At 37.2% G+C, this 13,424-nt stretch carries 15 protein-coding genes; all 15 read left to right on the forward strand.

Annotated elements, in window-relative coordinates; genetic code table 11:
* The first annotated feature begins 12 nt into the window (after positions 1-12).
* The 15 genes from NMK93_RS09500 (at position 13) to NMK93_RS09570 (ending at position 13,420) form a co-directional block, all read left to right on the forward strand.
* Complete coding sequence (locus NMK93_RS09500; RefSeq protein ID WP_254526980.1) at positions 13-1,422, forward strand: phage portal protein; 1,410 nt, start codon at positions 13-15, stop codon at positions 1,420-1,422.
* A gap of 196 nt (positions 1,423-1,618) precedes the next feature.
* Positions 1,619-2,278, forward strand: coding sequence for an HK97 family phage prohead protease (locus NMK93_RS09505; protein WP_254526981.1), 660 nt, complete (start codon positions 1,619-1,621; stop codon positions 2,276-2,278).
* A 28-nt stretch (positions 2,279-2,306) separates the two neighbouring features.
* Positions 2,307-3,488, forward strand: coding sequence for a phage major capsid protein (locus NMK93_RS09510; protein WP_254534179.1), 1,182 nt, complete (start codon positions 2,307-2,309; stop codon positions 3,486-3,488).
* 33 nt (positions 3,489-3,521) lie between these two features.
* On the forward strand, positions 3,522-3,677 hold the full coding sequence (locus tag NMK93_RS09515) for a hypothetical protein (protein WP_254526983.1): 156 nt from the start codon (positions 3,522-3,524) through the stop codon (positions 3,675-3,677).
* 62 nt (positions 3,678-3,739) lie between these two features.
* Positions 3,740-3,952, forward strand: coding sequence for a hypothetical protein (locus tag NMK93_RS09520; RefSeq protein WP_254526984.1), 213 nt, complete (start codon positions 3,740-3,742; stop codon positions 3,950-3,952).
* The gene (locus NMK93_RS09525) at positions 3,952-4,476 is read left to right on the forward strand and encodes a head-tail connector protein (RefSeq protein ID WP_254526985.1); all 525 of its coding nucleotides are present in this window, start codon (positions 3,952-3,954) and stop codon (positions 4,474-4,476) included. Before NMK93_RS09520 ends, NMK93_RS09525 begins: the two co-directional genes overlap by 1 nt.
* A complete protein-coding gene (locus NMK93_RS09530; protein ID WP_254526986.1) occupies positions 4,473-4,796 on the forward strand; it encodes a phage head closure protein in 324 nt (107 codons plus the stop codon). Before NMK93_RS09525 ends, NMK93_RS09530 begins: the two co-directional genes overlap by 4 nt.
* Positions 4,796-5,305 (forward strand): hypothetical protein, encoded by a 510-nt coding sequence (locus tag NMK93_RS09535; protein WP_254526987.1) that lies wholly within the window; start codon positions 4,796-4,798, stop codon positions 5,303-5,305. The genes NMK93_RS09530 and NMK93_RS09535 overlap by 1 nt, the downstream gene beginning before the upstream one ends.
* Complete coding sequence (locus NMK93_RS09540) at positions 5,286-5,723, forward strand: hypothetical protein (protein WP_254526988.1); 438 nt, start codon at positions 5,286-5,288, stop codon at positions 5,721-5,723. The genes NMK93_RS09535 and NMK93_RS09540 overlap by 20 nt, the downstream gene beginning before the upstream one ends.
* Positions 5,720-6,154 (forward strand): hypothetical protein, encoded by a 435-nt coding sequence (locus NMK93_RS09545; protein WP_254526989.1) that lies wholly within the window; start codon positions 5,720-5,722, stop codon positions 6,152-6,154. The genes NMK93_RS09540 and NMK93_RS09545 overlap by 4 nt, the downstream gene beginning before the upstream one ends.
* Before the next feature lie 18 nt (positions 6,155-6,172).
* On the forward strand, positions 6,173-6,613 hold the full coding sequence (locus tag NMK93_RS09550; RefSeq protein ID WP_254526990.1) for a phage tail tube protein: 441 nt from the start codon (positions 6,173-6,175) through the stop codon (positions 6,611-6,613).
* 9 nt (positions 6,614-6,622) lie between these two features.
* On the forward strand, positions 6,623-7,039 hold the full coding sequence (locus NMK93_RS09555; protein WP_254526991.1) for a hypothetical protein: 417 nt from the start codon (positions 6,623-6,625) through the stop codon (positions 7,037-7,039).
* Positions 7,040-7,113: 74 nt separating this feature from the next.
* Positions 7,114-7,353: a hypothetical protein gene (locus NMK93_RS09560; RefSeq protein ID WP_254771291.1), complete on the forward strand. Its 240-nt coding sequence runs from the start codon at positions 7,114-7,116 to the stop codon at positions 7,351-7,353.
* Positions 7,354-7,355: 2 nt separating this feature from the next.
* A complete protein-coding gene (locus NMK93_RS09565) occupies positions 7,356-10,466 on the forward strand; it encodes a tape measure protein (RefSeq protein WP_254526993.1) in 3,111 nt (1,036 codons plus the stop codon).
* Between the two features lie 203 nt (positions 10,467-10,669).
* Positions 10,670-13,420: a hypothetical protein gene (locus NMK93_RS09570; RefSeq protein WP_254526994.1), complete on the forward strand. Its 2,751-nt coding sequence runs from the start codon at positions 10,670-10,672 to the stop codon at positions 13,418-13,420.
* The last annotated feature ends 4 nt before the right edge of the window (positions 13,421-13,424 follow it).

Raw genomic sequence — 13,424 nt, forward strand, 5'->3', positions numbered from 1 at the left:
ATTTAGTGAGGTATGGGATTGTGGGACAGAATATTTAAAAAGAAGGGGTTTACTCCAGGAGGTTATGGGGTTTTTGCGCCGGTTACATATATTGGTAACGAAATTAAGGACCTGTTAAAAGGGGGAAAAGGAGGGAAGCTTGAAGAAGCTATGTTTAATTCAAATCATGTTTTCCCTGTTGTAAGGATAATCATTGATAAGTTTAAACCTTGCCCTTGGTTATTGTATGAGGTAACTAACGAACAAAAGGCGGCTTATTATCTAAACTATAGACAAAAGGCTGAATTTATCAAACAAGCCAACGAATATAAGGAGAAAGGCCTTAAAGAGATTGAAACACATCCAATTATTGACCTTCTGAACAAACCTAACTCTTATCAGACAAGAATGCAATTTCTTGAAGATATTTGCGGATTCTACAATACTTTAGGGGAATGTTTTATCTATGCAGATATGCCAACATTAGGAAGGAATGCAAATAAGCCCGTAGCCTTATATTCATTACCTCCTCATTTGGTAGAGCCAATATATTCTGGTGATTTTAGAAAGCCGATCAAACATTATGTATTCTATTTTGATGGCAAGCCGATTGAAATTGAGCCGCATAGAATTTTGCATATCAAGAAATGGAATCCATTATATAATTATAATGGGGATGGGCTTCATGCAATTTCGCCAATTGATGTAGCTAGTAATCTTTTGAATAGGGAGAAAGCAAACCAAAAGGCACAGACTAAGGCGTATATCAATGGAGGTAGAGCCTTCTTGATCAGTGCTGAACAGCCAGCTGCAGATGAAATACCTATGACTCAGGAGCAGTTGGACGAAATTAACGATAGGATAAAAGAAAAACTCCAAGGTCCTGAAAACTACATGAACATACAAGCGACTTCCGCTTCTGTAAAGGTTGCTCAAATTGGTGATAGTGTAGCTGATATGAAACTAATCGAAGCTGACAAAGAAGATCTCCGGAAAACTTGCTCAATATTCAATGTTGATCCTATTCTGTTGGGTTTAAAGGATGGGGCTAAATACGACAACCAAGAAGGGGCTTATAAAGGATTGGTAACCCAAGTCGTGATGCCACAGCACAACGATATAACCGAAGGTTTGAACTATTGGTTGATACCAATGTTGACCAAAGATTCAGGGAAGAAGTATTTCCTTGAAGCTGACAGCGCATTTTATCCAGAACTGCAGCCCGATATGAAATTAATGAGAGAGGTTTATGGTTCAGGTCATTTTACCACCAATGAATTTAGGAGTGTGATAGGATGGGATAAGCATAATGATCCAGTGGCAGATATGATGCTTCAACCAACTAATATTAAGGTTGTTTCGGCAGAACTGTTGCAACAACAACAGGCTAACCAACAGGTTAGAAATCAGGGAGTCAACCAGGAAAATAAACCTAAAGAATAAGTTTTGCTAAAGTTTGCTAAAAATAATAGCTAAAAATTTGCTAAAACAAATAATACTAATTATCTTAGTATCCGATTAGTGAGTTGTGATTTAGACGGGTTATTATTTTGTTGTTGGAAAAGGGTAAGATAGAAGTGTGCAGTTGATTAGTGTTGAGGTTCTATTTTGCCCTTTTTTAGTTTAAGTGAGATTGATTATGGTGGGAAGTTTACAAACCAAGGAAATAGGAGAAGGGTTTAAGGATGTTGATGTTGAAAAAGGTATTGTAACTGGTTACTTCGCAGCATTCGGTTCTAAGGATAGTGATGGCGACATCATTGTTAAGGGAGCATTTGCAGAATCAATATTAAAACATGGGCCTAAGTCAAGTCACCCAAGAATCAAGCACCTATTAGACCACAACCGAACCAAAGCAGTAGCAAAGATTTTAGAATTAAAAGAAGATGATTTTGGGTTGTATTATGAATCCAAAGCCGGAAGCCACACAGATGGGCGGGACTTCTTGAAAATGGTTCAGGATGGTTTGATCACTGAACATTCCCATGGCTTTATGCCACAGGTAGAGGAGGAAAAATCAGATGCCAACTACATAATGAAAAGTTTCTTGATGGAAGGATCAAGCCTTCAGTTTTGGGGAGCAAATTCAAACACTCCTATTGTTTCAGTAAAAAATTATGAAAAGATTTCAGAACAATTGGATAAAATAACCAAGTCAATGAGATCAGCTTCATATACAGATGAAACATTCAAAATGCTTTATGGCAGAATTGATGAGCTGTATAAGCAAGCAAATGAAATTAAGGCTTCCTTGACCAAGGATAGTCCCTTAGCAGCTAGTATTATTAAATATCTATAAAATTTTCACGTGTAAATGATTTAGTGAGATGGAAGAAAATAAAGTTTTAGAAGAAAAAGTAAAAGGTTTTGATAACCGAGTGACCGCAAGTGAAGTTGCGTTAAAGGCTGCTCAAGATAAGGCAGCAGACTTGGAAGCACAGATCAAAAAAGCAGAAGATGAAGCCAAAGAAATGCAAAAGCATTTGGATGATCTTACTGTACGTGTTGAGAATGGTGGTTCACAAGCAAAGGGTGAGACATTGGAAAAGTTGCTGAAAGAGTCAGATTTAGAATCTGTTAAATTGGCTAAAAGTGGCGGATGGTTAGAAGTTACAAAAGCAGCAGCCGATATTACAGTTGGCGCTTTTGTTGGAACTGCTAGTGATTTAGTTCCTAATCCTGTAGTGGAATCAGGCTTAAATGAAGCTCCAAGAGCAGAATTAAATGTAATGAACTATGCAGATACCCAAAGTACTTCAAGTCCGGTAATCCACTGGATCAATAAAGTAAATCCAGAAGGTAACGCGTTGTTCATCGGTGAGGGTGATTTGAAGCCTCTACGTGATTTCCAAATCTCTAAAGAGACCTCAAACGCTAAAAAGATTGCTGTTCGTTTCCGAGTATCTACTGAAGCATTGGATGACATTCCTTTCTTGGCGGCAGAAATCCGTAAAGATGGTATCCAAGAGGTTAACGAGCAAACGGCAGCTAAGTTATTAACAGGAACTGGCACAGGAGATGAACCAAAAGGATTAACCCTTTATGCTGTTCCATATACTTTAACTTCCGTTAAAGGTGAAGATCCAGACCGTTTCGGTGCTATCCGTGCGGCAATTGCTCAAATCCGTTCGATGAAATTCCGTGCCAATGCGGCTTTTGTTAACCCAATTGATGCTGCTAATATGGATTTAAAAAAAGGAGCAAATGGGCAATATGTTCTACCTCCATTTACCACTTCAGATGGGCAAAGAGTTGGAGCTACAGCAATTGTAGAATCCGATGAAATCCCAGTTGGTAAAGTATTGGTTGGTGACATGTCTCGTTTCCATATTCGTTACTACAAAGGTAAACAAGTTCAAATCGGTCTGGATGGAGATGACTTCTCTCACAACATGCGTACTGTACTTGTTGAGCAACGTTTGCACGCTTATGTAAAATCAGTTGATAATGGCGCATTCGTTTATGACGATTTTGCAAACATCATTGCGGCTTTAACCCCTGCTCCATAAGGCAGGGAATTATTAATAATTTAACTCAAGATCATGTCAGATAAAAAAGAAGAAAAAGTAGTGGACCTAAGAAAAACAGTTGAAGTTGTTGCCACAAAAACTTTCCCAGGACGCGAAGAGGGCGAAAAATTCCAATTATCAGCTTTATTGGTTGATTCATTCAGGAAAAAGGGATTTATCCAAAAATAATTATTAGCAGTATGGTACTCGTTAGGGGATCGTTTCCCCTAACTGCTACAAAAATTTGAATTATGTATAAGTTCAGAGCAAAAGTATTGATCAGTAAAAAGCCTACATGTCATTGTGGAGGTTTCTACCATCCAGGGGAAGTGTTTACGGAAGAGAATTTACAAACGGCAAAACGCTATATAACAAAAGGGTTGGTAGAAGTTTTGGAGTCTCCTCAGGAAGTGGAAGAGAAAGAGCAAAAAGAGGTTAGAAAGACAAAAGAATTCAAGGGATAATGTTAAACATTGAGATTTTAGAAGTATTAGGGGCAGAACCGGTAACATTAGCTGAAGCAAAGGAATATTGCAGGATTGATAATGATTATACAGGTGAAGATTTATTGATCGAGGACCTTATAAAATCATCTCGTATTGCATTAGAGAACTTTGCCAACATTTCAATAATTGAAAAGCGGATTAAGGTGTCTTCTGATACTGATAAGACATTATGGCTTCCTTTTTCCCCTGTTATTGAAGTAGAGAGTATAACAAACAATTCGGGGGACCAAATAGAATTCGATGCATCAATAAAGTATAAGCTCAAAATAGGTCAAGCTGGACCATATTACATTACCTATAAAGCAGGATTTATTACAATACCTCAAGATATAAAGTTGGCCGTATTAAAACAGGTTCTTACTGATTATGACAACAGGGAAAACTTTACTGTAAACAACAATTCAACAGTTAGGTCATCTAGTTCCTTGAGTAATTCTGCGAAGAATCTCATCCACCCATATTCAAGAAATCTTTTGTTATGAGAGAGGCAGGTAAACGATCCGAAAGAATTAAGATATTCCGATTAGAAAAAATTAGGGATGAAGGGGGAGGAACTGATACTATACCTGTTCTTTATTGGTCGACATGGGCGGAAATTGAACAGGTCAAGGGATCTAGGGTAGCCGAGACATTTCAAGACAGATTAAAGCAAGTTTATTCAATTGTGGTCCGTTTTAGAAATGATAAAAATATAGAAAGTAATATGTTGGTTGAATTCAGAGGGAAAACCACTGCAATTCATACAATAGACAACGAAAGATTTAAGGATAAGTTCATTGAATTAATAGTTAGTGTAGGGTAATGTTTGAGATAGGTAATGACTATTTGGTTTTCATAAAAAGAACTATTGATACCGATTGGCGTGTCGTTGCCTGTATTGTTTCCAATGAACTAGGAATTTCTTCTGAGGTAATTGAAACATCATCAGGGTGCGAAGGTAACTGGGGGAATCATGTCAACGGCAAGAAGACTTTTTCAGTTGATATAAACGGGGTTGCAATTTCAAACGAGCTTAAGCCATCTTCCATAAGTCACGAAATTCTTTATGAATTAGCTGTATCCGGAGAAGCATTCAGTGTCCGAGTAGCTAAAGTAGGAGATTTATATGTACGTGAGGGAAGGGTTACGATCACAGATTACAGAGAGAATCAAACAGCCTGGCAACCTTTTTCTTTTAGTGCCACATTAAAGGGAAAAGGAAAAATACAGGGAAGGTTCTTTAAGTTTCTAGCCGATAATATTGCGAGGTACATTACCCCTGAAAATGAAGATAAGATTATAGTTAAGTCATATGGCAATCAAGGGCCTTAACAGTGTTAAACTAATGCTTCAGAAGAAGTCCAAAACCTATCGAAACGGAATACGCGAAGTAGTTAGAGATACTGGTTTAGACATTGAATTCAGGGCTAAAATGAATGCGCCTCCTATGATCGACGGCTTGATCAATGGTAAGATAGTTTCAAACAAAAACGGTTATGGTTTCGCCATATTGGTAAACTCAATGCCAGGTCCTCCAATGATGAGGAACATGCCGGTTTATTTGGAATTTGGGACCGGGTTAAATGCCGGGTATTATGTGAATATGTTGCCCAAAGAATGGCAGGATGCAGCAAGAAAATATTATATAAACGGAAAGGGGAAAACAAGGGTCCATAGTTATCTTTTCCCTGCATGGATATCATTTACTCCGTTATTTGTTGATAAAGTTAGAGCAGTATTGAAAAGATGAGAAATGTTGGTTACGAGCTGAGGGTTGGTTATATGACTTTATTGAGTTCACTTTCCTACAAGGACAAAACGGTATTTGTATATGATGAAATCGCTGATCCAGATGACCTTTCACAATTTTATATTGTTGTGTCCGGCCAGACTTCAACAGATGACAGCCTTAAATGCGGTTTTTCAACAATAGACCTTATCTCATTCAATATAATAGCTAAATACCCATTAGGATCTGGGACTAAAAAAGATGTTGAAATGATTGCTGACTCTTTATTGGGCCTAGCAATACCATATCCTGGATCTACAGGATTGAGCATACCAAGTCTTAATATCTGGGATACAAAAAAGATTACCGAAAGGGATTTGATTGGTGAATCTAGCAGTGAGAGAATAATAACCAAGATTATTACAATACAGCATAAAGTAAATCATATTTGATAATTAAAATAAAGTGATATGGCGTTAAGAATGCAGAATGGAAAGGAATACCTTTTATTTGTTAAAAGGGCCGCTGATGAGACATGGAAAACAATTGCATGTCTTTCAAGTAATGGAGTGAGTAGAGGGGCTGACGCAATCACATCTTCTACAAAATGTAGCGATGGTTTCCAAGAATCTAAATCAGGTGAAAAAAACTGGAGCTTTTCCGGAGAAGGGAATGCAGTTGATGACACTTTGCAAGCTTCGGAGGTTTCATTGAATGACTTAAAAGACATGTGGGCTTCAGGGGAAGATGCTGAATGGAAAATGGCGAAAGTTGGATCTACAGAAGTTGACTACGGTTTTGGATGGATAAGCCAATTGGACTCAACAGCAGGAAACAATGAAGCTTATACATTTTCGCTGACCGTCCAAGGAACTGGAGTGTTAGCTACCACAGAACCGGTAACTCCTTAATTTAATGTTATGAGGATTGTATTGAGTATAGGGGGTGAAAGAATCCCCCTTTATTTCGGAATGGTGGCATTTGAAGAGATGCAAAAACTTGTTTCTTCATATATGGGAACAAATAAATATGCATGCGATGTTGCTTGGGCAGGGTATCTTAACCAATGTGCAATTGATTCTTTATATCCTGAAATGACATATGGGGACCTAATGGTTAAACTTGAAGATCACTTTTTTGATGTTGAAAAATCAGACAGTAACATTAATGAAGTACTTAAAGTGTTTGAGGAAAGTAAAGCAGGGTCCAAACTGTTCAATGTTGTAGACCAAGCCTTAGATATCCTTAAAAACGTTGGTGATGACTTGAAGGGTGAAGAGTCAAAAAAAAAGACCAAGAAGATTCCGAAAACAAGGAGATTACCTACGAAGAGATAAAAGAGATCGCATTTGGGGAGATGGGCTTATTGCCTATTGAATATTATAGCCTGACACCTTACGAATTCGGCCTGATGTATAAGGGGTTCCTAAAAAAGGAGCGTAAGGCTCAAAAGAATGTTAGAGAAATTTCTTGGCACATAATAAAGGGTTATGCAGATCCAAAGGATTTGCCTAAAACTAAAGAGTCATGGTGGCCCATAGATGAATCCGACCTAGATCAAGAAAAAAATAACACAGTTAATATTGATAATTGGTCAGATGAAAAGAAAAGTGCTGCACTAGATGCAATTAAGAAGATTACAGGAGGGTAAGGATGGCAGATGCAGTTTTAAGTGTAGAAATAAGAGCTAAATTAGACCAGCTTTCCAAAGGTTTAAGTGTTGCAGAAAAGAGTATAGAAGACTTTGTAAATAGGGGAGATAGACATATTTCCGCTATTGAGCAAAGATTTGATAAAATGGGCAAGTCTACCAAGGAGATTGCCGAAAACATAAAAAATTCTTTTGGTGGTGTTTCATTGGATAAATACTTCCAGTCAATAAATAATGGAACTTCTGTAATAGACCATGCAAAGGAAGGCGTTGCAAAGTACAAATCAGAGGTTGAAAGGTTAAAGGCGGTTTCGGTTGATTTAAGCAATCAGATCAAAGAAAAGACCAAAGCCTTAAACGAAAGTAAAAACGCAACTGAACAGGCTAAAACTGCTACAGAGAAGCAAAGGAAGGCTACTGAGTCTGAAAGAACAGAGCTTCAGAGGTTAAAGAAAGAATTAGCTGCATTAACACTTGAAAAAAGAAAGAATCAACAAGCAACTACAGCAGCTTCAGGTTCTTATCGCGAAGCACAACAAAGATTAACAGCTTTAGGTAAATCTATTCGGGAAAATGCTAATGGATTTAATCTTAAGAATAAAGCAGTCCGAGCTCAGATAGCCGAATATACCAAGCTAAACAGTAAATTAAAAGAGTTTGATCGCGCAATGGGAAACCATCAGCGCAATGTCGGTAATTATACCAGTGCCATTTCGGGTGCCATTCCATATCTGACAGAATTTACAACTGCAGCAGGAATTGTGGCCCTAGCGGTTTCTGGAATGAGAGAGTCATTCAATACCAACCTTAAACTTGATGCGCTTAATGTTTCCTTAAGAGAGGTTTCGGGTAGTTCCATTGCATTTGATACAAACCTTAAGTTCCTGAGAGAAACAGCCGATAGATTAGGCTTAGATTTTATGTCCACCGCACAATCTTTTAAGACGTGGCAAGGATCTGCCAAGTTTGCCAATTTAACCGGTTCAGAATCCAGAAAGATATTTGAATCCGTAGCTAATGCCGCGGGGAGACTAAAGCTCTCCAACGAACAAGTACAGGGCACCTTTCTCGCAATGTCTCAAATGATGTCCAAAGGAAAAGTTCAGGCCGAGGAGCTCAGGGGGCAGTTAGGAGAACGATTGCCAGGAGCATTTGCATTAGCTGCAAAAGCAATGGGGGTTACAGAAGCTCAGCTCAATAAGATGCTTGAAAAAGGACAGGTCATTTCTGAGGACTTCCTACCAAAGTTCGCTAAACAATTAGACATTTCATTTGGTAATGACAAAACCGAAAAGATTGTTTCCATGCAAGCATCTGTCAATAGATTGAATACAGCCTTTGACATGCTTTGGGATTCAAAAAGAGCAAAAACATTCTTTACAGAAGTAACTGATGGATTCGCTGAAATGATTCGTGAAATTACTATATTACTTAATTCACAGGATTTTTCTGCTTTCTGGAAAAGGTTTTGGGACAAGAATTACACAGATCAAAGGGGAATGTCCACGGGTGAAAAATATATTCAAAACTTTGGAATAAGTGGTAAGTCCCTTAATGAGCAAAAAAAGAATATTGGTGAATTAGGAATACTATTAAAAAAGGCTAGGGAGAAATACAATAACTTTTATAAAACCTCTGCATCTGATGGCTTATCTGTCAATCAGGCAATGGCAAAGTATGATGAATTAGGTAGATCTGTAAATTATTATATAGCGGCATTATCGGAGGCTATTAAGGTTTATAGGTCACAAGGAGGTATGGATGTTGTAAAAAAATCTGGTACAACACCTGGAGGATCTGATTCAGATGCAAAAAAAGCACAGAGAGAAAGAGAAAAACTAGCAAAAGACATTGCTAGAGAACAGGAATTACTTGAAAAAACACTGTTAAATTCCTATGATAGTCTAAACAAAAGAGAAGTTTCGGGAATCCAGAAAACAATTGAAGAAATAAACCAAAAATATGAAGGATGGAAAAGAAATATTTATGAAAATGTAAAGATTTCTTCCAATGCCTCTGAGGCAATAAAACAGTTAGAGATAAACAATAAAGCTGAGACTATTTTGGCTATTGATAAAATGGTTAAAAAGTCTCTTTCAGATCAAGAAAAGAAAACAAAGGATACTGCAATTAAAATTGCAGATGCCACCAAAAAAATAGCTCAAGATAATATCAATGTTGATTTGGTATTCTCACGTAAATTTGATGAATCAGCTTCTCAAAGGTCATTAAGGATACTTAATTCTGAATACAAAAACTTAGCGGCTGATCTAGAAAAAAGTCTTCGGGGCCAGGTTTCAATAGGCGTTACAAATATTGACGCTGATGGTAGACAGGATAAACTTCAGAAGGAGTACTTTGACAAAGCGGAGCAAATTTATAAAGAGGAGCAACGAATGCGATTGGCAATGGTTGACTCCAGAGGTCTATTTAATAAAGCTCTTGAAAAATCTAATATATTATTAGATGAGAACGTTAGAAAGTTTCAAGCAGGTGCTATTTCAGTAGAACAATTCAAAGCAGTTCAGGATAGCCTCCTAAATCAGCAGGACAGTATTAACGCTCTAAAAACCGTTTATGATCAATTCTCTAGTGGTGTTGGCGATGCTTTCTCAAACATGTTGGTAGAGGGGCAATCCTTTAAATCCGGAATGGAATCATTGTTTAAATCTCTGGTTTCATCACTTATTCAGCAATTCAGTAGACTTGCTGCAATAAAATTATTTAGTGCAATATTCACAGGGGGAGCATCAACTGCAATTTCGACAATATTACCGGGAGTTGGGTTTTCTTCAGGTGGATACACTGGGAACATGTCCCCTAATAAACCTGCTGGAATTGTTCATGGTAAGGAGTTTGTATTTGATGCAGAAAGCACCAAGAGAATAGGAGTGGATAATTTAAGATCACTTCAGTCAGGCGAAATTCCATCTATAAATGATTTTACTCCACGTGTAGCTAAAAATTTTAGCAATTCTAGCCAAAATAATAGTTTTATGGGAAAAAATCGGTTATCTTTAGACCTTAATATAGAAGGTCAAACACGTAATAACGTGACTAAGTGGTCTTATAACAAAGCTACTAGGTTTGAAAAGAAGTTTGGTAAAGGGTAGGATGAGTGATGTACGGGGAAATTTATTTTCATAACTATTGTATAAACGAGGTAGGGGATACTGCTAGGTTATCCATTCGAAAGAAAGACTATCTAGGTCCGGCAACATTTGTTGATGCTGGACCAATTCCATTTGAAAAATCATTATTAAATAACGAAGAGAACCTGTTGGGCGAAATTTATCCAACCCATGCTTCATTGCAGTTGATCGGAGATGAAAATTTTGGAATGGACGATATATTTACAGCCAACGATAGTGAGTTTCAGATTATTCATTTGATAAATAATGAGGTAGACTGGATAGGTTTCTTGACCCCCGAAAGCTTTGGAGAGGATGATACTAATGGAGTTAGGTATTTAGATATCAAAGCTTTTGATGGTTTAACACGGTTAAAGGGGTTAAAATTTATTGATCCAAGTGGGGTAAATTATGGCACTGTAGATGAAAACTATGAAAAATCGCTATTGTTTGCTGTTAAGGAATGTCTCAAGAAAACAGGATTGGAATTAAACATCCTTTCACTTGTGGATCGGTTGCCGATTGAGGTTAACGGAACAGACTCAATTTTCGTTATCGACAAAGTAGAAAACGGATTTATTTACAGTCCTCAATTTGTTTTTTTTGATGAATTGATTGTAATTGGAAATTATCTTTATTTCAAAGAAATCGATGGAAACAAATATGTCAATGCAATCATAGAGGAAATTGATCTTTCAAATCCTTCTTGGGGTAAAGGTATAAAACTAAATCCTCAATATACCCCTGATCCAGTAGCTGCCATAACAGGCTACTTCTATACACCAAATTATGATCAAAATTTAGATCCACTCGCAATATCAACCCATGATGTTAGGGTTTGGGTAAATCCAGAAACCACAATCAATAAAGACAATCAGAATGATGAAGGGAAGAAGTATTACGATTATACCGATGGTACGTTGTCATCATGGGATGTTCTCAACAATATTGCCTTATTATTTGATTCCAGGGTTTCTCAAGAAAATGGGAAATGGGTTTTTGAGTCATTAGATAAACATAGGATTGAGCAAGATTATTTCGAGTATGATTTTGATGGTAATTATTTAAACAGGTTCGAAAAGAGTCAAGATTCTATTATTCCATGTGAACATGACGAAATTAATTACAAGGCTTCTGGAAATACCAGGTATATAGACAAAACCTTAAAAAGTGTTAGTGTAGGATATCAGTATAGATACAAAGCTGAAGGAGACAACCTCACGAATCTTATTCGAAATGGAAAATTTGAAGGGCCAAATGTCCCTATGTCACCAACATATACTCCTGATGGATGGGTAAGAGAGAGTTCTAAATGGGGTATTACAATCGATCTCGGCCAGTTTGCTAGTGGTCAACCATTTGGTAATTTTCTTCAAATGGCCACTCCAAATGAGTTTAATTCATTCAACTGGATTAGGCCAGTAAGAATAAGTATGCTAGAAGGCGATGTGCTTAGAATGTCATGGTGGCAAAGTATTAAAGAGTTTTCTTCGAATGCCAATAGATACAACTATGTAACTATAGTGGTGGAATTGAAAACAAAAGATTCTGTTTACTACCTAGTAAATCATGAGGATGAAAAAGGATGGTCTGACATTAACTATATGTCCGCTAATCCAATAGGTTCTTGGAAGAAAAAAGAAAACAGTATTGTTTGGCATTTTAATACAAACTACTCCACTGGACATAATCCTACTCCTGCAGGAAATTTTTCTGACTTTTCAAAAGTTAATATCAAAAGTGAAGGCCTTCCTGATGATGGAGAAATTACAATAAAATTTGTTGGCTCCGCATTTAAAATGCTTAGAACTGGTGCTACGGGATCACCTATGTACGATAAAGATAAATTTGCTTATGCAATGATCTCTACAACATATGATACTGAAAACGAAAAGCTAGGTTATGAAGAGTGGTCAGAAAACCATGGGCAATTAATGACCTTTTATAAAGGTGAATTTAATCCCGAGATCAAGATAGCTGATGTCCAGATAACCAAAATAGCCAATAAGGATATTGGGATAGGAAGGTTATACGAATACATTCAGGATGGAGACTATTTTGATAAACTTGATGATGTTACAGTATTACTCGGTGATGAAGAGAACAATGATCATCTGTCAATTATTAGTGTAGGTGGCAAAGTCGTTGATAAGTGGATTACTCGGGACAATTCCCTTCAAATATGTCCAATTGGTTTAACACTAGCCAAGTCTATTCAAAGGCGGTATTTAAAACCAAAGAAGTTGATGGACGGAGGATTGAGTACTTATCCAATTAACCTAAATGGAGTAATTCAGTTAGGAGATTATCCAAATACCAAATGGTTTATCAAAGCTGGTGACATCCAATCAAAGGAGCATAGGTTTGGAGGTACAATCTGCCAATATGTAGATCACGAATTGCCGGATGGTGGAAATGATTATGGAGAAAACAGTATTTCAAGCAATTCCAATAAAGCCAATAGCAACGTAAGTTCGGGAGCATCCCAGTCATGGGTAAATGCCCAAAGCTATGTAAAATCAAGTGATTCGACTTTGGATAAGACCTTGCAGCGTGGCAATGAATCTACTTTACCGTTGAAGGTGAGGGGTACCAGGAATACCCATTTATTGGCAATACCTGAATTTTATGTGAATCCAAACGATGAAGTCCCCGGAGAGATTTATCTGCATAGCAATGGTGGATATGTCTATATAAATGGAGTAAAGTGTAAAGTAGGAGATTCCGATAAATGGGATGGTAGATCCTATGATTCGACATTTGATCAGGGATTAAAAACTACTGACAATGTTGAACATAACTCAATAAAAACTACATCCCTAGAAATTAATGGGGAACTGGGTTTGAATGTTACCAAACGAATAAAATTAGCTGATGACACCATAGAAGATTGGTTTTTTGAATCAGGGAGATTAGTGAGAGTGGAAGTAGTGTAGAAAA

Origin of the sequence: Sphingobacterium sp. LZ7M1, assembly GCF_024296865.1 — a bacterium.
GTDB lineage: Bacteria > Bacteroidota > Bacteroidia > Sphingobacteriales > Sphingobacteriaceae > Sphingobacterium.

What these genes read in the sequence shown, in the direction of transcription:
- NMK93_RS09500 (WP_254526980.1), top strand. Translation starts at nt 13, where the DNA reads ATGGGATTGTGGGACAGAATATTTAAAAAGAAGGGGTTTACTCCAGGA.
- NMK93_RS09505 (WP_254526981.1), top strand. Translation starts at nt 1,619, where the DNA reads ATGGTGGGAAGTTTACAAACCAAGGAAATAGGAGAAGGGTTTAAGGAT.
- NMK93_RS09510 (WP_254534179.1), top strand. Translation starts at nt 2,307, where the DNA reads ATGGAAGAAAATAAAGTTTTAGAAGAAAAAGTAAAAGGTTTTGATAAC.
- NMK93_RS09515 (WP_254526983.1), top strand. Translation starts at nt 3,522, where the DNA reads ATGTCAGATAAAAAAGAAGAAAAAGTAGTGGACCTAAGAAAAACAGTT.
- NMK93_RS09520 (WP_254526984.1), top strand. Translation starts at nt 3,740, where the DNA reads ATGTATAAGTTCAGAGCAAAAGTATTGATCAGTAAAAAGCCTACATGT.
- NMK93_RS09525 (WP_254526985.1), top strand. Translation starts at nt 3,952, where the DNA reads ATGTTAAACATTGAGATTTTAGAAGTATTAGGGGCAGAACCGGTAACA.
- NMK93_RS09530 (WP_254526986.1), top strand. Translation starts at nt 4,473, where the DNA reads ATGAGAGAGGCAGGTAAACGATCCGAAAGAATTAAGATATTCCGATTA.
- NMK93_RS09535 (WP_254526987.1), top strand. Translation starts at nt 4,796, where the DNA reads ATGTTTGAGATAGGTAATGACTATTTGGTTTTCATAAAAAGAACTATT.
- NMK93_RS09540 (WP_254526988.1), top strand. Translation starts at nt 5,286, where the DNA reads ATGGCAATCAAGGGCCTTAACAGTGTTAAACTAATGCTTCAGAAGAAG.
- NMK93_RS09545 (WP_254526989.1), top strand. Translation starts at nt 5,720, where the DNA reads ATGAGAAATGTTGGTTACGAGCTGAGGGTTGGTTATATGACTTTATTG.
- NMK93_RS09550 (WP_254526990.1), top strand. Translation starts at nt 6,173, where the DNA reads ATGGCGTTAAGAATGCAGAATGGAAAGGAATACCTTTTATTTGTTAAA.
- NMK93_RS09555 (WP_254526991.1), top strand. Translation starts at nt 6,623, where the DNA reads ATGAGGATTGTATTGAGTATAGGGGGTGAAAGAATCCCCCTTTATTTC.
- NMK93_RS09560 (WP_254771291.1), top strand. Translation starts at nt 7,114, where the DNA reads ATGTATAAGGGGTTCCTAAAAAAGGAGCGTAAGGCTCAAAAGAATGTT.
- NMK93_RS09565 (WP_254526993.1), top strand. Translation starts at nt 7,356, where the DNA reads ATGGCAGATGCAGTTTTAAGTGTAGAAATAAGAGCTAAATTAGACCAG.